General features: G+C 68.3%; 20 protein-coding genes and 1 CRISPR repeat array. Of the genes, 2 read left to right on the top strand and 18 right to left on the bottom strand.

Annotated features, from left to right (window positions below):
• Together csm5 and L0D16_RS09845 are read left to right on the top strand one after the other, a co-directional pair.
• Positions 1 to 874: type III-A CRISPR-associated RAMP protein Csm5 (csm5, locus tag L0D16_RS09850; RefSeq protein WP_243031737.1), on the top strand; the 874-nt coding region annotated here is incomplete at its 5' end.
• A gap of 96 nt (positions 875 to 970) precedes the next feature.
• Positions 971 to 1,723, top strand: coding sequence for a sugar phosphate isomerase/epimerase family protein (locus L0D16_RS09845; protein WP_243031736.1), 753 nt, complete (start codon positions 971 to 973; stop codon positions 1,721 to 1,723).
• Positions 1,724 to 1,816: 93 nt separating this feature from the next.
• Here L0D16_RS09845 and L0D16_RS09840 read toward each other — a convergent pair whose 3' ends face one another.
• The 18 genes from L0D16_RS09840 to L0D16_RS09750 all read right to left on the bottom strand — a co-directional run.
• Positions 1,817 to 3,070, bottom strand: a complete 1,254-nt coding sequence (locus tag L0D16_RS09840) for an esterase-like activity of phytase family protein (RefSeq protein ID WP_243031735.1) — start codon at positions 3,068 to 3,070, stop codon at positions 1,817 to 1,819.
• 288 nt (positions 3,071 to 3,358) lie between these two features.
• Positions 3,359 to 4,759 (bottom strand): TIGR02710 family CRISPR-associated CARF protein, encoded by a 1,401-nt coding sequence (locus tag L0D16_RS09835; RefSeq protein ID WP_243031734.1) that lies wholly within the window; start codon positions 4,757 to 4,759, stop codon positions 3,359 to 3,361.
• Positions 4,760 to 4,860: 101 nt separating this feature from the next.
• Positions 4,861 to 6,037: direct repeats of the CRISPR family, unit length 36 nt; unit sequence GTCGCAATCCCCTTGCGGGGAAGCATCTTTTGCAAC.
• A 690-nt stretch (positions 6,038 to 6,727) separates the two neighbouring features.
• Complete coding sequence (locus L0D16_RS09830) at positions 6,728 to 8,047, bottom strand: ABC transporter substrate-binding protein (RefSeq protein WP_423247865.1); 1,320 nt, start codon at positions 8,045 to 8,047, stop codon at positions 6,728 to 6,730.
• 6 nt (positions 8,048 to 8,053) lie between these two features.
• A complete protein-coding gene (locus L0D16_RS09825) occupies positions 8,054 to 8,872 on the bottom strand; it encodes a carbohydrate ABC transporter permease (protein ID WP_243031733.1) in 819 nt (272 codons plus the stop codon).
• Positions 8,862 to 9,731, bottom strand: coding sequence for a carbohydrate ABC transporter permease (locus tag L0D16_RS09820; protein WP_243031732.1), 870 nt, complete (start codon positions 9,729 to 9,731; stop codon positions 8,862 to 8,864). The genes L0D16_RS09825 and L0D16_RS09820 overlap by 11 nt, the downstream gene beginning before the upstream one ends.
• Positions 9,732 to 9,971: 240 nt before the next feature.
• Positions 9,972 to 10,760 (bottom strand): ABC transporter permease, encoded by a 789-nt coding sequence (locus L0D16_RS09815; protein WP_243031731.1) that lies wholly within the window; start codon positions 10,758 to 10,760, stop codon positions 9,972 to 9,974.
• On the bottom strand, positions 10,736 to 11,542 hold the full coding sequence (locus tag L0D16_RS09810) for an ABC transporter permease (RefSeq protein WP_243031730.1): 807 nt from the start codon (positions 11,540 to 11,542) through the stop codon (positions 10,736 to 10,738). The genes L0D16_RS09815 and L0D16_RS09810 overlap by 25 nt, the downstream gene beginning before the upstream one ends.
• 10 nt (positions 11,543 to 11,552) lie before the next feature.
• Complete coding sequence (locus L0D16_RS09805) at positions 11,553 to 12,662, bottom strand: extracellular solute-binding protein (RefSeq protein ID WP_279231332.1); 1,110 nt, start codon at positions 12,660 to 12,662, stop codon at positions 11,553 to 11,555.
• Positions 12,659 to 13,471: a sugar phosphate isomerase/epimerase family protein gene (locus tag L0D16_RS12505; RefSeq protein WP_279231331.1), complete on the bottom strand. Its 813-nt coding sequence runs from the start codon at positions 13,469 to 13,471 to the stop codon at positions 12,659 to 12,661. Before L0D16_RS12505 ends, L0D16_RS09805 begins: the two co-directional genes overlap by 4 nt.
• Positions 13,468 to 14,475, bottom strand: a complete 1,008-nt coding sequence (locus tag L0D16_RS09790; protein ID WP_243031729.1) for an ABC transporter ATP-binding protein — start codon at positions 14,473 to 14,475, stop codon at positions 13,468 to 13,470. Before L0D16_RS09790 ends, L0D16_RS12505 begins: the two co-directional genes overlap by 4 nt.
• A 28-nt stretch (positions 14,476 to 14,503) precedes the next feature.
• Positions 14,504 to 15,343, bottom strand: a complete 840-nt coding sequence (locus L0D16_RS09785; RefSeq protein ID WP_243031728.1) for a carbohydrate ABC transporter permease — start codon at positions 15,341 to 15,343, stop codon at positions 14,504 to 14,506.
• Between the two features lie 10 nt (positions 15,344 to 15,353).
• The gene (locus L0D16_RS09780) at positions 15,354 to 16,616 is read right to left on the bottom strand and encodes an extracellular solute-binding protein (protein ID WP_243031727.1); all 1,263 of its coding nucleotides are present in this window, start codon (positions 16,614 to 16,616) and stop codon (positions 15,354 to 15,356) included.
• A gap of 15 nt (positions 16,617 to 16,631) precedes the next feature.
• Positions 16,632 to 17,447 carry a carbohydrate ABC transporter permease gene (locus L0D16_RS09775; protein ID WP_243031726.1) on the bottom strand — a complete coding sequence of 272 codons (816 nt, stop codon included), beginning with the start codon at positions 17,445 to 17,447 and terminating at the stop codon, positions 16,632 to 16,634.
• Entirely contained in the window at positions 17,431 to 18,201 is a 771-nt protein-coding gene (locus L0D16_RS09770) for an SDR family NAD(P)-dependent oxidoreductase (protein ID WP_243031725.1), read from the bottom strand. The genes L0D16_RS09775 and L0D16_RS09770 overlap by 17 nt, the downstream gene beginning before the upstream one ends.
• Before the next feature lies 1 nt (position 18,202).
• Positions 18,203 to 19,663, bottom strand: coding sequence for an FGGY-family carbohydrate kinase (locus L0D16_RS09765; RefSeq protein ID WP_243031724.1), 1,461 nt, complete (start codon positions 19,661 to 19,663; stop codon positions 18,203 to 18,205).
• Positions 19,663 to 20,463, bottom strand: coding sequence for a BtpA/SgcQ family protein (locus tag L0D16_RS09760; RefSeq protein ID WP_243031723.1), 801 nt, complete (start codon positions 20,461 to 20,463; stop codon positions 19,663 to 19,665). The genes L0D16_RS09765 and L0D16_RS09760 overlap by 1 nt, the downstream gene beginning before the upstream one ends.
• The gene (locus L0D16_RS09755) at positions 20,450 to 21,190 is read right to left on the bottom strand and encodes a DeoR/GlpR family DNA-binding transcription regulator (protein ID WP_243031722.1); all 741 of its coding nucleotides are present in this window, start codon (positions 21,188 to 21,190) and stop codon (positions 20,450 to 20,452) included. Before L0D16_RS09755 ends, L0D16_RS09760 begins: the two co-directional genes overlap by 14 nt.
• Positions 21,191 to 21,780: 590 nt before the next feature.
• The coding region (locus L0D16_RS09750; protein WP_243031721.1) for a zinc ribbon domain-containing protein at positions 21,781 to 22,002 on the bottom strand (222 nt) is incomplete at its 5' end.

Below are 22,002 nucleotides of genomic sequence, written 5' to 3'. Positions count from 1 at the left end.
CATCAAGGCCAGTAACGCCTTCCTAAGAACCGTGAGCCAAGCGGTAGAAGAAGCCCTCCTGGAGTTCAGGCCTCTTCCGCAAAGCCCGCAAGGCCCTTACCTCCCCGGCTCCAGTGTGAAAGGGGCCCTGCGCACCGCGTGGCTTTTCCACACCTTGGTGGAGCGGGGCGAGGAGGTGGTCTTCCAAGAGGGCCGGTGGCAGTTTAGAAAGGCCCGGGGCGAACCCAAGGTGATACCCCCAAAGTTTAAACCGAAACCCAGGGAAGAACTCCTAATCAATCAACACTTTGAGGCGACGGTGCTAGGCTACCTAAAACCCGGGAAAGGGGGGCGTCCGGAACCCAACCTTTACGCCGACCCCTTCCGCGCCGTACGCCTCACGGACTCCAACCCCGGGGAAGGTTTCCTAAACCGCATTGGCATCTTCCACCCCAAGGGCACAATGAAGGGAACCGTGCTCCTGGCAGAGACCTTCCGCATGGGAAGCAAGTTCCACTTCCTCTTTCGCTACCAGCCTGGGCTTGCCCAACACCAGGGCGTGGCCCAACCCATACCCCCAGCAAAGCTGGTCCGGGCCTTGAGGGAATACTACTCCCACGTGGCCGAGTGGGAAAGGGCCTTTGCTGAGGAACACCAGCTGGTCAAGGCCTTGGAGGTGTACCACCGCTTGGAGGAGCGCCTTAACGACCCGAACGTCTTCCCTATCCGCCTGGGGTTTGGCTCGGGACGGCTGGCCATCCGGCTCGCCCTCCTCTTGCCGGAGGACCACCCGGAGGGACAGGAGCCCAAGACCCGAAAAACCGCGGGGGCCGAGAACCCCCAGGACGGGTATCCCCTGGGTTGGGCGGTGGGGCGCCTGGTGCCCCTGGGGTAGCCCAGGGGGAGGGGTTTTCCGCGTAGGGGCGCCCCCTCCCTCCGCCTCCTTGGAGGGCTTGACCAGGCCCTGACGGAAGCCTCCTATGGTGGAGGCATGGACGTAAGGGTGGCCTTGTCGGTGGCCCAGGCCGTGCAGGGGGTGGAGGCCCTCGAGGAGCAAGGGGTGGGCCTGGAGGTGTACCTGGACCCCGCCCACCTCCTGGATGACGGGCTCTTCCAAAGGCTACGGGAAAGGGTAGCCTATCCCCTTTCCGTGCACCTGCCCTTTTGGAACCTGGACCTCCTCTCCCCCGACCCCGAGATCCGGACCCTCACCCTGAGGCGCCTCCTCTTCGGCCTGGAAAGGGCCGCGGAGCTGGGGGCCGACCGGGCCGTGTTCCACTCGGGAATCCCCCACGGGCGTACGCCCCAGGAGGCCTTGGAGCGGGCCTCGAGGCTAGCGGAGGCCCTGAAGCCCGTGGTGCGCCGGGCCTCCCTCCTGGGGGTGGAGCTTTTCCTGGAGAACAGCCACGAGCCCGGGCCTGAGGGGATCGGGCCCCTTTTGGAGGCCTTTCCTGAACTGGGCTTCTGTTTTGATGCCGCCCATGCCCGGGTGTTCAGCCAAACCCCCGAGCCCGCCCCCTGGCTGGCCCTGGAACCGGAACACCTCCACCTCAACGATACGGACGGCGTCTACGACGGGCACCGCCAACTGGGGGAAGGGGTCCTGGACCACGGGGCCTGGCTCCCCCCCTTCCTGAACCGCACCCTGGTCCTGGAGGTGCGGGGCGACCCAAGCCCATCCCTAGCCTGGCTCAGGGCCCTGGGCGAGGCCGCCCCGAGGCCTCCGCTGGCCCCGCGGCCCTAAGGACGCCCCTTGGGGGAAGCCCGCACCGAGGGCCGGCTTCCCGAAGGGGCAAAAAGGCGAGGGCGCCCGGCCCTCGCCTTCCCCGGCCCCGGGCTAGCGTAACCTCTCGGGAAGCCGCACCAGCCGAAGGCGTGAAGGCCCCTCCTTACCGGTGATGGCGAAATCGTTGTCGTCCACTATGGCCAGGGTCTGGCCATCCTCCAGAAGGGCTAGACCCTCCAACTTGTCCGTATCCAGCTGCGCAAGCCTCCAGGTTTCCAAGACCACCCGCCGGGAGGGGAGGGTGATCCCTAAAGCGGCATAGTCCACCCCAGCCCGGTCCAGGCGGTCCGAATCCCCATCCGTCCGCTCCAGGAGGTTGGTGGCCTTGGCGAAGTCCACCAGGAGGACCCGGGCTCCCCCTTCCGCCCTCTCCAGGAGGAGGATCTGTTGGTCCTTCACCCAGGTGGCCGCGCTGAACTTCATGTCCCGGGGGCGGTTGGGCTTGGGGTACTCCTTGGGGTCGGAGAAGGGCACCAGGTACAGGCCGGTAACCTTGGCCCTCAAGGGATCGCTCACGTCCAACCGGACCGCCCGGGCCACCAGGCTCCCGTCAAAGGCGGGGTCGGAGGTGGGGCCAATGGGGCTTTGCAGGACAATCCAGGCCGTTTTACCGTCGACGGAGAGGGCAAGGTTCTCCAGGCCCCGGTTATTCCGCCGCTGGCGCAGGATGGAGGGCAGGATATCCCGCACGGGGTAGCTGGCCCCCAGGCGCAGCCCCTGGGGCACATACCGCATGAGAATACGCCCTTGCCGGTTGGCGTACACCAGGGAGGGGGAGTTCTCCTCCACCAGCCAGAAACCCCCGTTGGGAGCTAGGGCCACATCCTCCACGTCCAGGCCATCGGGGTCCAGGTCCAAGGGTTCCCGGCACGCCCGGTCTCGGAAGGGAGTTTCCTCGCCGGGCAGGTTAGGGAGCCCACTGATGGGCTTCCCCCCGAGGTTTTGCAGGGGCAAGGACCTCTCCAGGACCATGGCCGTTCCTTCCAACCGGAAGAAGACGAGGCTCGGGGTGAAGCGGGGCAGGGGGAAGTATTTGCCCTTCTTATCGGGGCAGTCCCCATTGGGGCCGCGATCGGTTACCCCTAGGAAACGGCCGTCGCCCAAATAGAAAAGCCCCGAGCCCAAGGAGGGCCGATCCGTGACCGGCCAGCCCGCCTCTCGGCTGGCCGCCACCTCGGCCGGGCTCAGATGGGGGTTCAGCCGCTCTATGGGCGTGGGAGGCAGGGCGAAAACCCCTAGAACCTGGGCCACCTGAGCCAAGGTGGCCCCTCCGCCAAGAGCCAGGACCGCTAGCGCGCGCTTCATAGCGGCCTAACCTTACCGAAGCTCGGTCAGGGCTTTGTCAGCTGTTCCGCTTCCCCCCGGTAGCCCAAGGGGTGGGTGGCCTCGAGGGACACCTGGCCCCGGTGAGCGGGTGTATCGGGGCCACGGGACCAAGGGGAGAAGGTACCAGAGGACCCTGGGCAAGACCCCCTAGGGTGGCACCTAGGGCCTTCTGGCCCCTCTTGATTCGCCACCCCTCCGCCCCAGCCCGTGCGGGAGGGGCACCTGCCCCCTGGGAGGATAGCCCCCCAGCCAAGGCCCAGGCCCGGCCTACAGAGCCTGGCCCAACTCCACGGGCTTCACCGGCACCCGAAGGCCGAGCCTTTCCTGCAGGTCCTGCAGCAGAGGTTTGGCCAAGGTCTGGATGCTCCCGATCTCCTTGCGAGAAGGGACGCGGAAGCCGTGGACCAAAAGGGACTCATTCCGGGCCTTGAGCACCCCGGAAAGCCCCTGCAGCTCCCCTAGGCCCACCCGGGACAGGAGGGGGTCCCCCTGGCTGCGCAAAAAGGCCACCAGGTCCAAAAGCCCCAGCTTCGGGCCTAGCCGCACCTCCTCGGGAGTGGTCCTCAGGATGCTGGCCAGCTCCCCCTTCAGGGCCTCCTCCTCCTCGGGCGCCAGGGCGGGGTGGTCCGCCCGGCGGCCCAGGCGGGCGCAAAGCCTCTCCTGCAAGAGAAGCTCCAGGGCCCGGTAGGCGTAGAGGGCCCCCAAGGCGGAAGAGGCCTTCCCGCTCCTATCGGAGAGGTAGAGGAGGGTTTCCACCACCGCCAGCACCCCCTGGGACTGGCAGGGATCCGCCTCGGCCAGGAACCTCTCCCCCGCCTCCAAGGAGGCCAGTTGGGCCTCGAGGGTCTTCCGGTGGTCATTCAGGGGATGGCGCAGCCACACGTCCATGTCCAGGCGCCTAAGCAGATCCCGGCCCTTCTTCACCGCCTCGGCAAGCTCCAGGGCGTACCAAGCCCGGTACATGCCGCTTAGGAGGGCATAGAGCATGTACCTCTGGTCCTGCGCCTTCCCCACCGCCTGGCCGAAGTACCCTTCCGCCTCCGCAAACTCCCCTTGCTGATAGAGCTCCCGGGCCAGAAGGGCGTCCACATCCGCCACAACCTCGTGGGGATTGGGCAGGATTATGAGCCTCTCCGTTCCCGCCCGGGGCCGGCGCACCTGGTCGTCGTACTCCTCGTTGTCCACATAGACCACCCGCACCTCAGGGTAGTAGCGCTGGAAATAGAAGCCGGCGGCGGCAAGACCAGCGCTCATGGCCTTGGTGCCGCTGGTGAGGTCCAAGGCCACAGGCTTCCCTGCGTGCTCACGCAATAGCTCCCTGACGTGCTGGTAGATGGCGTCCACATGGCTTTTTCCAACCTTTATCGGATAAACGTCCTTACCCGTCTCCTCCCTGAGCCGGGGCACAAACTTCTGGGAATCCTCCGTGTGCAACACGTACACCTTTTCCGCCCGGGTGCCCAGGATGGCCAGGATGGTGGCCTCGGGGCTCGTGCCCAAGGTGTGGATGGAAACGGCAAACTCCCTGGGGCCCGGCGAGACCCTGGGCCCCTGGTGCCAAAGCTCCTTGAGGAGGGGCCACACCATCTCGCGGTAGAGCGCATTGGCATCCCCGCCTTCCCGCACCGCCTTCTTATAGGCTTCCCACACGCTTTCCAGTTCCGGCATGCCCATACTCCCTTTTACCACAGACCTACCCACGGCCCAGGTTATGCGCACATGCCCCCGGCCAAAGCCACGGGGCCATGGCACCACCGCACCACCTGCCTCTTGCAATCTCCTTACGGGGAAGCATCTCGTGCAACCTTAGGGACGCCGTCCGCAAGGCTGTTGAGGAAGTCGCAATCCCCTTACGGGGAAGCATCTCGTGCAACACTACGCGGGCCAATGGGAGGCGGGCACCGTACATTGCTAGTCGCAATCCCTTTGCGGGGAAGCATCTCTTGCAACCCATCGTTACGGCGTCCCTGTTTGGCCTCTCCTGGGCCTGTAGTCGCAATCCCCTTGCGGGGAAGCATCTCTTGCAACCTTGGGTTGCTGATGGCAGAACTGGCATTTAGGTTGCTGGCGTCGCAATCCCCTTGCGGGGAAGCATCTCGTGCAACACCGTGGAGGCGGCTTACCGTCCTGGGGAAGGGGTTACCGTGTCGCAATCCCCTTACGGGGAAGCATCTCTTGCAACGGAGTAGTACGGGGGGTCCCAACCCCCCTCCTCCGAAAGGGGTCGCAATCCCCTTACGGGGAAGCATCTCTTGCAACTTGTGTTCACAGGCTCCCAGTGGCCTGTGAACATGCCATCTTTGTCGCAATCCCCTTACGGGGAAGCATCTCTTGCAACGACCGGGGAGAAAGCTTGGGACGTTTGGGAATACCTGTCGTCGCGATCCCCTTACGGGGAAGCATCTCTTGCAACCCAAGGCGACTCTCAAGGCCCTCGCATGGGGCCTGGTGCACCTGTCGCAATCTCCTTACGGAGAAGCATCTCGTGCAACCCATATCCATGCCAGGGCCAGGAGGTGGGTGGCGAAGCTGTCGCAATCCCCTTACGGGGAAGCATCTCTGGCAACTCCCCGATGGGGTGGAAGTCGAAGTGGCCTCCCGGGCGTCGCAATCCCCTTGCGGGGAAGCATCTTTTGCAACAGAGGCACATCGTCCACCGCCCGGGTTGGCTCCCCTGGATCAGGTCGCAATCCCCTTGCGGGGAAGCATCTTTTGCAACGCCTTGTTCCAGGGGTTGGGCTACGCCGACACGGGCACTAGTCGCAATCCCCTTGCGGGGAAGCATCTTTTGCAACAACACGGTTGCTACTCGTCTGGTAAGGCACACATTTGGAAGTCGCAATCCCCTTACGGGGAAGCATCTTTTGCAACGAAAAAGGTGCTGACCAGCAAGTTCGCCAAGGTTACCGAGTCGCAATCCCCTTGCGGGGAAGCATCTTTTGCAACGGTAACCCCCAAGAAATCACGTCCTGGACAGGGCCGGCAAAAGGGGGGTTTATGAGAAAGATGAGGTTTGGAATATGCATAGGGCGAATAGAGAGGGTTTTGCGGGGTTTGGCGCGATGCAAAGCCGCTTTCGGAAAGGGCGATGAGATGTACAAAGCGCATATTGCCCTTGGGCATGGGAAGGATGGGCTTTCAAGATCCCCATCCGGGCATCCGGACAAGAACATTATAGCATTTCCGCGAAGATTTGACCGCGTCTAGTGGGCGTGGCGGGGGTTGCGGCTGGAAAGGTTCGCTCCAAAACTACCGCCTGGGATAGTGTCCTTTGCGCCGTGTCAAATGGGGGGTGGGAGTGTGATATGGGTCACTTTACGGCAAATGGTTTAGGACCGTCCGGCGCCATCCTCTTCCGGCAACCTGGCCAGGTCCTCCAGGGACCCGTGCAGCGGCTCCCCGCGTACCGAACCCTTGCCCTCCCCTCCTCCGGGCCACCGCCTCCGGGCCTGCTTCCATGGCCAGGCCCACCAGGTCCAGGACGCCGACAAGGGAAAACCGCCCCTCTCAGCGCAGGCCTACCCTTCCCCGTTGGGGCGGGGATTCACCCTAGAGCAGCCTAGAGCGTGGAAGCCCTCTGGTCCAGGGAAAGGAGCTGCCCCCGGGGTAGGTCCCGGGGGCTTGGGGCCTCGAGGCCTACCTTTGGGCCACGCTGCGGTTGTACCGCTCCAGGGCCTGGTCAGCCCGGGACTTGGCCTCCCTCAGGGCCTCCCGGGCGGGCTTGCCTCGCAAGGTCTCCTCCCAAGCGGCCTGCACGTACTGGCGGATCTCGGGGAAGGCTCCCATGAGGCAGCCGGCACTGGCGGTGTTGGCCTTGCTGGTGAGGAGCTGCTGGATGGCGGTGGTGTAGTTGGGCTGGCGCACGTGGGCCTGGCGCACCTCGGGGAGCTCGGTTACCCCCTGGACCACGGGGAAGTAACCGGTGGCCAGGTGCCACTTGGCCTGGGTCTTGGGCTCCAGGAGGAAGCGGATGAAGGCCCAGGCCGCCTTGGTCTCAGCCTCGGGGAAACCCTTCAGGAGGTAGAGGGCGGCACCCCCTATCGCCACCCCGTTGCGCTGGCCCACGTAGGGGTAGAAGGCAGTGCGCAAGGGGAAGCGGTTCCCCACCTGACGCAGGACCCCGGTGAGGCTGGCGGTGGAGTACGCGGCGATGGCCGCCTGCCCCTGGGCGAAGAGGCTTTGCGAGTCCGCCCAGGTGCGCCCCGTGTTGGCCGCCACCCCCTCCCGCACCAGGCGGGCGTACATGTCCAGGAAGGCCACCGCAGCCTCGTTGTCAAAGGTGACCGCCGTGGCCCGGGCCTTCCTACCGTTTTCGTTGTTGCAGAAGTACTCCCCGGAGTTGTAGGAGATCTGCTCCACGAACCAGGAGTCAATGGGGATGGACAGCCCATACCGCAGGGTGCGGCCCTGGGCGTCCTTCTTGGTGAGCTTGCGGGCCGCCTCCTCCAGGTCCTTTAGGCTCCAGCTGGGCCGGAAGGCCACTCCCGCCTCCTCAAAGGCGGCCATGTTGAAGTAGAGGATGGGGTTGGAGGAGTTAAAGGGCAGGCCGTAGAGCTTCCCGTCCACCGTGTAATAGTTGCGGGGCTGGGCCAGGAAGCGGCCCAGGTCAAACCCCTCCTTGCGGGCCAGGTCCTCGAGGGGTAGCACCGCACCCGAGTCAGCCAGGATCCGGGCCCCGATGTCGTACACCTGGATCACGTGGGGGTATCCCCGGCCCGCCCGCAGGGCGGCCAGGAGCTTGTTGATGCCATCGTCGTAACTCCCCACATACTGGCTCTTCACCCGGACCTCTCGCTGGCTCTTGTTGAACTCCTGGACCAAGGCCTCCGTGGCCTCTCCCAGGACCCCGCCCATGGAGTGCCAGAACTCAATGGTCACCTGCTGGGCCTGGGCCCCAGCCAGAAGGGCCAAGGCCACCAGGCCGGCCACCGTCCTCCTAAACTGCTGCATCCGCATCACCTCCTATCCCTTCAGCCCGCCCAGGGCGATGCCCCGTACAAAGGCCCTTTGGGCGAGCAGGAAGGCCACCAGGGTGGGAAGTAGGACCAGGATGGCCCCGGCCGCCACCACGTTCCAACGGGCCACCTCCTCGTTCAGCATGTAGTTGACCGCTATCTGGGCGGTCTGCAGCTCCCGGCTTTTCGTGACCACCAGGGGCCAGAGGTACATGTTCCAGGCCCCGAGGAAGGTCACGGCCGCCAGCGCCCCCAAGGCCGGGGCCGAAAGGGGTAGGGCCACGTGCCAGAGCATCTGCCAGTGGTTGGCCCCATCCATGCGGGCGGCATCAAAGTAGTCCTCGGGGATGGTGCGCAGGAACTGCCTCAGGAGAAAGACGCCCAAGGGACTGGCCAGAAAGGGGACCACCAGGGCCAGGTAGGAGTCCAGCCACCCCAGCCGGTCCACCAGGAGGTAGAGGGGGAGAAACGTCACCTCCCCCGGGACCAGGAGGAGGGCCACCGCCAGGCCGAAGAGGAGTTCCCGGCCCCGGAAACGCAAACGGGTGAGGGCGTAGGCGGCAAGAAGGCTGGTGGCGAGGACCCCCAGGGTGATGGCGGTGGAGACCACGAGGCTATTCAGGAGGAAACGGCCTAGGGGGAACTGGGAGAAGGCCTCCACGTAAGGGGCCAGGGTGGGGTTCGGGGGGAGGAGGCCTGGGGTGTAGAGATCCGCCTCGGTGCGCAGGCTGGCGGAGACTAGGGTCAGGAGGGGCAGGACCAGGAGGAAGGAGAGGCCCCCTGCCAGAAGGTAGGTGAGGGCCAGGCCTTGGAGCCTACGCCGCATAGTGCACCCTCCTTCCCAGGAGCCAGAACTGCAGGCCCGCCAAGGCCAGCAGCACCAGGAAGAGGAGGAAGGCCTCAGCGGCCGCCAAGGGCACACGGAAGTTGAAGAAGGCGTCCTGGTACACCCGGTAGATCCACACCATGGAGCTCTCCGCGGGGCCCCCGCGGGTGAGCAGGTGGATCTGGCCGAAGGCGGTGAGGCTCTTCAGGAGCACCAAGAGGCCGGTCAAGAAGAGGGTGGGGGAAAGGAGGGGCAGGGTGATGCGCCAAAACCGCGTCCAGGGTCCGGCCCCGTCCACGGTGGCCGCCTCCAGGACCTCCTCGGGAATGTTCTGGAGCCCGGCGGTGAGCAGGATGGCGGTGAACCCCACCCCCGCCCAGGCGGTGATCACCGCCAAGGTGGGCAGGGCCAGCTCCGGGCTGGTGAGCCACGGCATCGGGGGCAGGCCCAAGGCACCCAGCACCCGGTTGGCATACCCCCCCACGGGGTGCAGGAACCAGCCCCAGGCCACCGCGGCCACCGCGGTGGGCACGGCGGTGGTGAGGAAGAAGAGGGTGCGGAAGAGGGCCACCCCCGGGTAGGGCCGGTAGACCAGCAGGGCGGCCACAAGGCCCAGGAGGAGCTCCAGGGGAGCGGTGATCAGGGCAAACTTCAGGGTGAGCCCGACGCTTTTCCAAAACTCGGGACGGGCCAGGGCCTCGCCGTAGTTGGCAAGCCCCGCCCACTCCCGCCCCCGGCCGAAGAGGTCCTCCTGGTGCAGGGAAAGCCAGAGGGCCTCCCCCACGGGCAGGATCATGAAGAGGAGGAAGAGGCCGTAGGCGGGTAGGAGGAAGGCCAAGGCCTCCAGGCCCGCCCGCATCCGCCTGGCCCCTCGCCTCTCCCTAGGCCAACTCCCTTGCACGAGGCCCAGGCTAGCGGGGCCATGTCAGGGCTGGGTCAAGGGCGTCCACAGGATTGGGGCTCCGTTAAAAACGGGCTTGGGCCGGGCCTAGGGGCCCAGGCCTCCAGGGGGCCCGTCCCCTTCCGCGCCGCTACCGCCCAGGCCGCGGGGGCGGCCAAGCCCCCCCGGCCACCACCGCGAGGCCCCAGGCGGGGACCCCTAGCGCCGCCTGGCCCAGGTGAGGCCCAGGAGGGCCAGGAGGGTCACGTAGAGGAGGACGGAGGCCACGGCGCTCGCCGCCCGGAAGTCCTCCCTCAGGCTCTGGAAGAGGAGGAGGGGGAGGGTGATGGTACCGAATCCCGCCACCATGCTGGTCACCTCAAACTCCCCCATGGAGATGGCGAAGACCACCAGGCTACCGGAGAGGACCGCGGGCAAGAGGTTGGGAAGGAGCACGTGGCGCAGCCGGGCCCAAAGGCCGGCCCCCGAGGCCCTGGCCGCCTCCATGAGGAGGCCCACCTCGAGGCCCGCCAGCCCCGCGTATACCGTCCGGAAGAAGAAGGGGAAGCCCAAGGCGGCGTGCCCCAGGACCACGATCCCCAGGGTCCCCGAGAGGGCCAAGGGGGGGCGGTTGAAGGCCAGGAGAAAGCCCAAGCCCAGCACCAAGGGAGGTACCAGGAGGGGAAGAACCTGGACCAGCCTCCGCAGGCTCTGCCCGGTGCGGCCGGCCCAGGTGTGGGCCACGTAGGCGGTGGGCACCCCCACCAGGATGTTGATGGCCACCGCCAGGAGGGCCACCCTCAGGGAGAGGAGGGCGGCCTCCAGGTACCGGGGATCCTGGGCCACCCGGGCGTACCACTCCAGGGTGAACCCCTCGGGCAGGACGTCCAGCCACATCCGGCTGAAGGAGTAGACCACGGGGGCCAGAAGGGGTAGGACCAGGTACAGGAGGAGGAGGGCGAAGGCGGTCCAGCCCAGGGCCTTCAATGCCGGAACCTCCTTTCCCAAAGGGCCAGAAGGTAGAGGCCCACCCCGGTGCTGGCCATGAGGAGCACCGCCAGGGTGGAGGCCAAGGGCAGGTCGAAGGTGCTCTCCGCCACCAGGCTGTAGATCTGCAAGGAGAGGAGGTTCTTGGCGAAGCCCGTCAGGGCCAAGGCGGTGCCAAAGGCCCCCATCATCCCGGCGAACACGATGCTGCTTCCCGCCAGGATCCCGGGCATCAGGGCGGGGAGGAGCACCCCGGTCCAGGCCCGCAAAGGGGTGGCCCCCGAGGCCCTGGCCGCCTCCATCAGGCTCCGCCCCACGCTCTCCATGAGGGGCATGAGGGCCAGGGCGAAAAGGGGGATGTTGTAGAGGGGAAAGACCACGAAAAGCCCCACCCAGGAGTAGAGGTCAAAGCGGGGCAGGCCCCAGGCCCCCAGGAGCTGGTTCACCACCCCGTTCCTCCCCAGGAGGACGATGAAGCCAAAGGCCACCACCAGGCCGGAGAGGGAGGCGGGGATGGCGTAAAGGCTGAGGAGGAACCGTTTGGGGCGCAGGGGAAGCATGGCCGTCCAGTAGGCCAGGAACAGGCCCCCCGCGGCCGCGGCCAAGGTGGAGAGGCCCGCGAACACCAAGGAGTTGCGCCAGGCCTCCAGGTAGGAGGGGGCGGCCAAGGCCCTCAGGTAACGCTCCAGGCTGAGCCCCCCGGGGGTGGCGAGGCTTCGCTCCAGGATGGAGGCCAGGGGGTAGGCGAAGAAGAGGGCCATGAACAGGAGCCCCGGCACCAGGAGGAAGCGCTCGCCACGCACCCCTCACCCCCTAGCGGACGGTCTCCGCGTAGTACTTCTGCAAGGGCTCGGAGACCTCCTCCTCCCTCTTGTAGTCCACGAACCGCACCTTGGCGTAGGCGCTCCTAGGCGGGTACTTGGCGGCGATCTCCTTGGGCAGCTCCACGTCGGGGCGGATGGGGCTCACGAAGGCCTGGGCGAAGAGGCTCTGGCCGTACTTGGAGAAGAGGAACTCCAGGAAGAGGCGGGCGGTGTTGGGGTGGGGAGCGTTGCGGGCGGCAATAACCCCGCCCCCGTTGGCCAAGGACCCGTCCTCGGGGATCACCACCTCCGTGGGGAAGGGGAAGCGCTCCTTCCAGGCCAGCAGGTTGTAGTCGTAGTTGATGAAGATCCCCACCTCCCCCCGCTCAAACTTGGCCGTGGTCACCTTGGCCTCCACCGCCCCGATGTTCCCCAGGCGGTGGAGCCGGGCGAAGAAGTCCACCCCGGCCTTGTAGTTGTAGGGATCCCCGGTGAGGCCGTAGGCGGCGCTCAGGATGGTGGCCACCCCGGTGCCCGTGGCCCGGGGGTCCATGTACTGGATCATCCCCTTGTACTCGGGGCTTTCCAGGTCCTTCCAGGTCCTGGGCACCCTTTTCACCAGCCGGGTGTTCACGATCCAGCCCAGGGTCCCCTTGTAGCCCGCGTACCAGACGGAGCCGTCCTTCCCCACCCCCTTCTGCCCCTCAGGGATGGCGGCCCAGGAGGTGACCCGGTAGGGCAGGGTCAGGCCCTCCTCCGCCAGCTTCATGGCAAAGGCCGGCTTCAGGTCCGCGATGTCGTTTTTGCTGGCCCCCTCCTCCCGCATCCGGGCCAGGACCACCGCGCTGCCCATGTCGATGTCCTGCTGGCGGATGCCAAAGAGCCGCTGAAACTCGGCGAAAATCCCCCCGTAGTTGGCCCAGTCCTTGGGCATGCCGTAGGAGTTGATCACCCCGCCCTCCGCCCGGGCCTTCTGGGCCAGGTCCCGGATGTAGGCGTTGTCCAGCTCCGGGGGTAGCTTAGCCCCCGCCTGGGCCCAGGCCCCCTCCTTGAGGGCCAGGGGCAGGATACCCAGGGCCGCAAAGCCGACCGCCAAAACCACCCAATGCCTTCCCTTCATGCTTCACCTCCCATTGCCTCGGGGACAAGCCCCGCTTCGGCCAAAGCCCTGTGCACCTCCAGGTACTCCTCCACCCCCCTTGGGGGGAGCTCCACCAGGACCGTGTAGGGCCCCCGGGCCCAGGCCGCAAGGGCCTCGGGGGCGGGGGGCAGGTGGAGGTCGAAGCGCCCATCGTTGGCGTGGGCGTGGATGTGGACCAGCCTCCCCCCTAGGGCCTGGAGAAAGGCCTCCGGGGCCTGGCCCGCCAGGGCCGCGTGCCCCAGGTCCAGGCAGAACTCCAGGCCCGCCACCCCCAGGAAGAGGGCCATCTCCTCCGGGGTCCTGGGCACCTCCTGGGGGGCGGGCAGGTTCTCCAGGGTGAGGCGCAGGCCCAGCTGGGAGGCCATCCCGGCCAACCCCTCCAGGGCCTCCAGGGCCCGCTCCCGGTAGGCCCGCCTCAGCCCCTCCTCCTCCCGCCGCAGGGCCTCGTGGTGGGGGGAGAGGCCCGGGGGCGGGTAGTCCGTCCAGGGGACGTTGCCCGCGTGCAGGTTCACCAGGAAGGCCCCCATGCGGGCCGCCCTCTCCAGGTCCTCCCTAAGCACCCTCAAGGAGGCCTCCCGCACCTCGGGAAGGAGGGAGCCCGGGTAGACGTCCTGGTAACGGGCGTGGAAGGTGAGGGCGTACCCCATGGCCCGGGCCTCTGCGGCCACCGGGGCCAGCCGGGAGGCCGCGGAGCCGGGGACCTCGATGAAGGCGTACCGCCCGGCCAGGGCCCGGGCGTAGGCCAGGAACTCGCTGGGCTCCTTGGGGGGGCGGAAGCCGAGCCTCATCCTCCCTCCGGCACAAAGGGGGCCTCCGGGGGCAGGGCCAGCCGCACCCGCTCCCCTGGGGCGGGTACCCCCTCTGGGGGCAGGTCCACCTTGAGGAAGAGGCCCTCCGCCTCCACCTCCAGGCGCACCAGGCTCCCCAGGTAGGTGGCCAGGACCACCCGGCCCTCCAGGAATCCCCCCTGGTCCAGCCGGAGCCGCTCCGGGCGGAGGAGGAGGTACCCCCTCCCCTCCCCCCGGACCCGCACCGGCCAGGCCCGGCCCCGGTGGAAGAGGCCCTCCCGGGCCTCCCCGGGGACCAGGACCCCGCTGCCCACAAAGCCGGCCACAAAGGCCGTGGCGGGCTCCTCGTACACCTCCTTGGGGGTCCCCAGCTGCTCCAGCCTACCCTCCCGCATCACCGCGATCCGGTCCGAGAGGGCCAGGGCCTCCTCCTGGTCGTGGGTTACGTAGAGGGTGGTGAGGCCCGTCTCCCCTTGGAGGCGCTTCAGCTCCCCCCGAAGCTCCTCCCGGATCCTGGCGTCCAGGGCGGAGAGGGGCTCGTCCAGGAGGAGGACCTTGGGCTCCCGGGCCAGGGCCCGGGCCAGGGCCACCCGCTGCTGCTGCCCACCGGAGAGCTCCTTGGGGTAACGCCCCTCCAGGCCCACCAGGTGCACCATCTCCAGAAGCTCCCCCACCCGCCTCCGCACCTCCCCTTCCGGAAGGCGCCGCAGGCGCAGGGGAAAGGCCACGTTCCCGAACACGGTCATGTTGGGGAAGAGGGCGTAGTGCTGGAACACCATGCCGATGGGCCGCCGCTCGGGGGGCAAGGGGTTGACCACCTCCCCGCCGATGAGCACCTCCCCCCTGTCCGGGGCCTCAAAGCCCGCCACCAGGCGCAGGGTGGTGGTCTTCCCGCATCCCGAGGGCCCCAGGAGGGTGAAGAACTCCCCCTCCCGTAGGCGGAGGTCCAGGCCCTCCACCGCCCTCACGGGACCAAAACGCTTGTGTACACCCTTCAGCTCCACCACCGTCCATCACCCTTTACCATCCATGTCAGAGGCGTGTCATGGCCCGGTAGTAGGCGGCCACCAGGAGGAGGGTGAGGAGGAGCAGGAGGTAGCCCATGGCGCTGGCCCCCGAGAGGTCCAGGCCCAGAAAGGCCTTGCGGTAGATGAAGTAGCTCACCAGGTCCGTGGCCGAACCCGGCCCCCCCCGGGTGAGCACGTAGACCAGGTCGTAGGTGCGCACCTCGGTGAGGGTCTGGAGGATGAGGAGCACCACCAGCACCGGCCTCAGTAGGGGGAGGGTCACCCTGAGGAAGGCCTGGAAGGGGGTGGCCCCGTCCACGTAGGCGGCCTCCAGGGGCTCCCGGGGGAGGCTCCTGAGCCCCGCCAGGAGGACCAAGGCGGCGAAGGAAACCTGCTGCCACACGTCCACCAGGGCCAAGGAGAGGAGGGCGTAGCGCACGTCCCCAAAGAAGTCCACCCCTCCAAAGAGGTAGGCCAGGATGCCCAGCTCGGGGTGGAGGATCATCTTCCAGATGAGCCCCACCCCCACCGGGGCCACCAGCATGGGCAGGCCCACCACCACGTAGTGGAACCCCTTGAGGGGCAGGTTCTGGTGGAGGAGGACGGCCAGGAGGAGGCCCAGGACCAGGGTGAGGCCCACGGTGAGGGCCACGTACAGGGCCGTGAGCCCCAGGGCGTGCAGGAAGTAGGGGTCCCCCAAGGCCTCGGCAAACCGCCCGGGGCCGCTAAGGGCGTAGCTGGGGCTCAGGAAGGTGTAGCGGGTGAAGGAGAGGAAGAGGGCGTAGAGCAGGGGGAACCCCACCACCCCCGCCAGCACCAGCAGCCCGGGCAGGGCCAGGGCCCAGGCGAACCTCCTCTCCCCCACCCCTCCCTCCTCAACGCAAAAGCCCCGCCTTGCGCAGGAGCCCCTCCAGCCCCTTGGCCGCGTCCTGGAGGGCCTGGCGGATGCCCTTCTGCCCCGCGGCGGCCAGGCTGATCTCCCGGCCCACCACGTCCTCCATCTCCGCGGTGTAGGCGAAGATGGGCACCTTCTTGGCCTGGGCGATGATGGCCTCCGCCTGGCGGTAGTAGGGGTACCTGCGCAGCACCCCGGGGTCCTGGAAGGCGTCCTTACGGGTGGGCGCGTGCCCCTTAAGGGCCCGTTTCAGCACGATTTCCTTGGACTCCACCCAGGATATAAACCGCCAGGCCGCCTCCTTGTTGGCGCTGTTCCTGGGGATGGCCCAGCCCCAACCCCCGTTGACCCCTACCCCGCCGGGCATGGGGGCCAGGGCCACCTTGCCCGCCACCTTGGGGCACTGCCGGGGGTCGTCCAGCTGGGGGAGCATCCACCAGTAGGTGACCATGCTGAAGGCCTGGCCCTGGCACATCACCCGGAAGGTATCGTCCAGGTTGAAGTTCAGGGCCCCCTTGGGGGCCGCCTGGCGGATGTTCCGCACGTAGAGGGTCAGGGCCTTCTCCCCCTGGGGGCTGGCCAGGGTGACCCGCCAGTTGCGGTCCACATAGTCCCCCTTGGCGGCGAAGAGGTAGTTGGAGAACTCCATGAAGTTGGGATCCCCCCGCTGCCCCTGCATGGCGGCCCCGGAGACCCCCGCGTTTTTGGCCATGAAGAGGGAGGTCTCCACGTACTCCTCCAGGGTGCGGGGCAGGGTTAGGGCCCTCCCGTGCTGGGCCCGGAACCGCTCCTTGAGGTCCTGGCGCCCCAGGAGGTCCTTGCGGTAGATGAGGCCCATGGCGTAGTTGTACATGGGGATCATGTAGAGGGTGCCCCGGTAGTACCCCACCAGGTCCAGCATGCTGGGGAAGTAGGGGGAGAGGTCAAAGCCCGAGGCCTTCACGTAGGGTTCCAAGGGCTCCAGCCAGCCCGCGGCCGGGAACTCCCCAGCCCAGAGGAAGTCCACCTGCAGGAAGTCGTAGGCGTTGGTGGGAGCCAGGAACTGGGCCACCAGCTTGTCGTGCATGGCGCTGTACTGGACCTTCTCGAACTCCACCCGGATCCCCGTCTGCCGTTGGAACTCGGGGAGGAGCTCCTCGATGATCCGGGTTTCCGGGACGTCCTCCATGAGGGCCCGGAGCACCACCCCCTGGGCCAGGCCCAGGCCCAGGCCTACAGCTGCCGCCAAAAGCCACCTTTTCACACCACCACCTCCTTTTCACTTCACTGCCCCCAGGGTGAGACCTTCCACCAGGTACCGGTCCACCAGGCGGGCGAGAAGGGCCACGGGAAGGATGGAGAGCACCACCCCGGCCGCCACCTGGGCGAAGAGGACCCCCCTTTGGGTCACCAGGGTGGAGAGGGCCACGGGCACGGTCTGGGTCTCCCGGCCCGAGAGGAGGAGAGCGAAGAGGAACTCGTTCCAGGAGAGCAGGAAGCCCAGGATGCCCGCGGCGAAAAGCCCCGGGGCGGCCAGGGGCAGGACCACCCGCAGGAAGGCCTGGAAGGGGGTGGCCCCGTCCACCCGGGCCGCCTCCTCCAGCTCCCGGGGGATGCCCTGGAAAAACCCCATGAGGAGCCAGGACATGAAGGGCAGGGCAAAGGCCAGGTAGGCCAGCACTAAGGCGGTGAGGGAGCCGGAGAGCCCCAGGAGGCGCATGAGGGCAAACAGGGGCAGGGCCAGGACGATGGGGGGGATCATCTGCACCGCCAGCACCGCGAACCTCAGCCCGTGCCCCCCCAGGCCGTAACGGGCCAGGGCGTACCCCAGGCCCGCCGCCAGGGGCAGCCCCAGCAGGACCACCAGGGAGGCCACCAGGAGGCTGTTGCGGAAGGCCTTGCCAAAGGGCCCCTGCAGCACCTGGGCAAAGTTCTCCAGGGTCCAAGGCCCCCATACCGGGGGCAGGGCGTAGGCCAGCCCCTCGGGCAGGAGGGCGCTCCTCAAGGTCCAGAGGAGAGGGAGGAGGAAGGCCAGACTGAAGGCCCAAAGGGCCCCGTGGGCCAGCAGGCGCAGGGCCCTAGAAGATCCAGGCACCGCCGTTCACCTCCAGGGCCTCCCCGGTGATGAAGTCGCTGTCGGGGCCCGCCAGGAAGCTCACCGCCTTGGCCACATCCTCGGGGAGCTCCAGCCGGCCCAAGGGGGTTTGCCGGATGTAGTCCGCCACCACCTCCTCGGGGGGGATGCCCCGAAGCCGGCTCTCCCAGACCACTTCCCTCTCCTGCATGGGGGTGCGCACGAACCCGGGGTTGACCGCGTTCACCGTGATCCGGTAGGGGGCCAGCTCCTTGGCCGCCGCCTGGACCAGGCCCAAGACGGCCCACTTGCTGGCGGTGTAGTGGGCCAGAAGGGGGGCCGCCTGCCGGGCGGCCATGGAGGCGATGGCGATCAGCTTGCCCCGCACCTCCCGGCCCGGCATGGGGGGCTGGTCCACCATCCGCCGGGCAAAGGTCTGCAGGGTGAGGAAGGTGCCCTTGGCGTTCACGGTGAGGTTGTAGTCCCACTCCTCCTCCGTGAGGTCCAGAAAGCGGTTCATGGTGGAGACCCCCGCGTTGGCCACCAGCACGTCCAGCCGGCCGTCCTCCCCAAAGACCCGTTCCCGGGCCGCCTCCAGCTGGGGCCTCTGGGTCACGTCCAGGGCCAGGTGGGGCATGCCCAGGGCCTCGGCCACCTCCCTGGCCCGCTCCCCGTCCCGATCCGTCACCCAGACCTTGAAGCCATCCCGGGCCAGGCGCTCCGCGATGGCCTTGCCGATTCCCGAACCTGCTCCCGTCACCAAGGCGTTTGGCATACTACCCCCCAAGCCTGGGAAAGAGGTCCTTCAGCCGCCCGTAGAGCTCCCGGTAAAGCCCATAGAGGTGCCGGTAGACGGGAATCCAGGCGGCCTCCGGCTCCGTCACTTCCTCCACCCGCCGCCTCAGGTCCCCATACCCCCAGAGGCCCGTGGCCACCCCCGCCAGGAAGGCGGTGCCGTAGGCGCTCCCCAGGTTCCCCTCCGCCAGCTTGGCCAGGGGCTTCTCCAGGACGCTGGCCAGGATCCGGCGCCAAAGCCGGCTCCTGGCCCCCCCATCCATGACGAAAAGCCGCTCCACCCGGTGCCCCCTGGCCTCCAGGACCTCCAGGTGGTGGCGGAAGGCGTAGGCCACCGCCTCCAGGAGGGCCCGCCAGAGGTGGGCCGGGGTGTGGGTAAGGGTGAGGCCCACCACCACCCCCCGGGCCTCGGGGTCGTGGATGGGGGTCTTCTCCCCCAGGAAGTAGGGCAGGACCACCACCCCCTCCCCCCCGGGGGGCACCGCCTCCGCCTCCCGGTCCAGCTGGGCAAAGTCCAGGCCGGGGCGGAAGGCGTCCCGGAACCAGCGCAACAGGCTTCCCGTGGTGGCCATGCACCCGTTGATCACGAAGAGGCCTGGGATGTCGTGGAAGTCGATGAAGAGCTCGGGGATGGGGGCAAACCGGTCCACGGCATAGAGGAAGTCCCCGGCCCCACCCAGCTTCACCACCGCCTCGCCCCCCTCCCGTAGGCCGGAGGCCAGGGCTGCGGCGATGTGGTCCGCGCTTCCTGCGATCACGGGCAGGCCCGCGGGCAGCCCCAGGTCCCGGTGGCCCGGGCCCACCTGCCCCACCACCTCCCAGGGCCGGCGCACCGGGGCCAGGAGCCCCTCCCCCACCCCCACGTAGCCCAGGACCTCCTCCAGCCAAGCCTCCCGCCTGGGGTCCCAGAGGCCCGACTCCAGGGCCCAGTTGGCCTCCTGGTACCGCTCCCCCGTGAGACGGAAGACCAGGTGCTCGTAGGAGCCCGAGATCCAACGCACCCTGGCCCAGACCTCCGGCTCGTGCCGCCTCAGCCAGAGGAGCTTGGGGGCCAGGACCTGCTGGTTCCAGGTGGCCCCGGTGCGGGCGAAGAGCCACCCGTCCCCGAACCGCTCCCTAAGCTCCCGGATCTCCGCCACCGCCCGGGCGTCGTTCTGCTGCAGGGAAGGGCGGAGCACCTCCCCCCCCTCCCCGTGGAGGACCAGGGCGGGCACCATGCCCGAGAGGCCCAGGGCCCTCAACCCCTCTGGGGCACGCCCCTGGAGCACCTGCGAGACCACCCGCCCGAACCCCACCCACCAGTCCCCGGGGTCCTCCTCCGCGTGGCCGGGCCGGGGCGAGCGGAGGGCATGGGGGTACTCCGCCTCCGCCAGCACCTGGGCCTCCTCCGAGAGGAGGACGGCCTTGACGGAGGTGGTGCCGATGTCCACACCCAGGACCATCACCGCCCCCGCACCGCCCGCACCCGGGCCATGAACTCCTGGGCCCTCCTGGGGTCCACGGGGTTGAAGGTGTACCCCTCCCGCTTCAGGGCCGTGCCCACGATCACCCCGTCCGCCACCTCCAGGATGGCCGCCACCGTGTCGTGGCGCACCCCGGTGTTGGCCAGGACGGGCACCTGGGGCAGGGCCTCCTTCACCGCCTTCAGGTGGGCCAGGTCCACCCCCTCCCCGGTCATGGGCCCCGAGACCAGGATGGCGTCGGCCAGGCTGGAGAAGACCGCGCTTTTGGCCCTCTCCACCACGGAGCGGGTGTCCAGGGGGGAGGCGAACTCCGCGGATACGTTGTAGAGGAGGAAGAGGTCATCCCGCCCCAGGCGCCTGCGGTAGCGGAGGGCCTCCGCCGCCCTTCCCTCCCAGAGGCCCATGTCGGAGCCGTAGAGCCCGGTGAAGATCTCCCGGGCGAACTGAGCCCCCGTGGCCGCGGCCAGGGCCATGGTGGCCAGGGGGTCCCACAGCACGTCCACCCCGAAGGGCAGCCGGATCTCCTCCCGCAGCCGGCCGATCACGTAGGCCATGGTGGCGGTGCTGGCCGGGTCCACCCTTAGCTCATAGGGCCGGTCGTTCTCGTTGCCGAACATCACCGCGTCCACCCCGGCCTCCTGGAGGGCCAGGAGGTCCGCGCGGGCGGCGGCCACGATCCCCTCCAGGTCCCCCTCGTACAGGGGGGTTCCAGGGAGGGCCTTGAGGTGCACCATGGCCACCACGGGCTTGTGGCCGAAAAGCTCCTCAAACCTCTTCACGAACCACCTCCACAGGTACCAAGGCCTCCAGGGCGGGGTCCTGGAGGTCGGTGATCACCAGGTGTAGGGAGGCCAAGGGGCAGACCAGGGCCGGGGCCCGCCGGCCCCACTTGCTGCGGTCGGAAAGGAGCACCGTGCGCCTGCTCACCGCCATGGCCTTGCGCTTCACCGCGGCCTCCTCGAAGGTGTGGTTGGTGACCCCATCGGGGCCGAAGGCGTCCGCCCCTAGGAAGAAGAGGTCGGCCCTTACCCCCTCTAGGGCCTCCTCCACCCAAGGCCCTACCAGGCTGTAGAAGCCGTTCCGCACCCGCCCCCCGGGGATCCACACCTCCGTCTCCCCCTGGGATACGGCTTGGGCTATGGGGAGGTCCAGGGCCACCACCCGGACCCTCTTCCCGGCCAGGAGCTGGGCCAGGGCCAGGGTGGTGGTCCCGGAGTCCAGGATCACCGTGGCCCCCTCGGGCACCTCCTGGAGGGCCCTTCGGGCAATGGCCTCCTTGGCCCGGGTATTCTGGGAGAGCTTCACCGCATAGGGGGGCTCGGCCTCGGGCAGGTAGGCGCCCCCATGGTCCCGCTGCAGGAGGCCCAGCCGGGCCAGGAGGGCCAGGTCCCTCCGGACCGTGGCCGGGGAGACGCCCAGGCGGTGGGCCAGCTCCTGGGTGCTCAGGCCCCCGTGCCGGCGGAGGAGCTCCAGGAGGTTCTGGCGGCGCAGTTGGGCTAGGGGCATTTTGCGCGATTTTAAGCGACCGTGCGCGTTTGTGTCAAGGGGGTCCTGGGCCCCTACCCCTTCCCCGGGGCGTCCCCGCGCCCCCTCAGCCCGGGCGGCCCAGGGGACAGGGCGGCCCCAGGAGGTCCTGGGCCCGGGCGGCCAGGGAGGGGGCCTTGGGGGAACCCCCCGCCCCTCGGCACGGGCTCCCCGGGGCAGGCCTCGGGGGGAAGCCGAAGGCCGCCTCGAGGGTCTGGCGGGGGTCCACCCGCCCGCTCCATGCCGGCCCCGCTCAAGCCCAGGCCGGGGAGCCCGCCCCCTGGCCCCAGGGCTCCACCCCCCGCCCTGAGGCCCCGGCCACGGCTGAGGCCCGGACCGGCCCACGGGGGTCCGCCTGGGCCGCATGCCCGTCCAGCAAGGCCCCCGGCCACTCCCCCTTGGGAAAACCCCGGAGGCCGGCCCGCCCGGGGATAGGGCTGCCCTGCGGCCCCTTGTGGCGGAGGGGCTCCTCACACCTCCGCCCGGTTATGGGGTTTAGCGCCCTCGGCGCCCTTTTGCCCGTGGGGTTTGTGGAGCGCCGCGCGCCAGCCGGGCCAGGGCTTACCTGCCCGCTACCGTTGGCGGAGGAGGGCAGCCGCCGCCAGGACCTGGAGGGTGAGGAGGGCCAGGAAGGCTGGTCCGTGACAACTCCCCGCTCTAAAGAGCGGGGCTTCTCGGCTCCGGGTGTAAACCCGTCCCCGAAGGCCCGTCCAAGCCCTGGCCAAGATGTTTACTGCCGCCGCTACGTCCCGATGGAGAAGAGTACCACAAGAGGGACAGGTGAACTCCCTGAC

This window comes from Thermus altitudinis, assembly GCF_022760835.1.
Classification (GTDB): Bacteria; Deinococcota; Deinococci; order Deinococcales; family Thermaceae; genus Thermus; species Thermus altitudinis.
The sequence above is the reverse complement of the archived record's forward strand: the minus strand, read 5'-3'. Positions and strand labels throughout refer to the sequence as shown.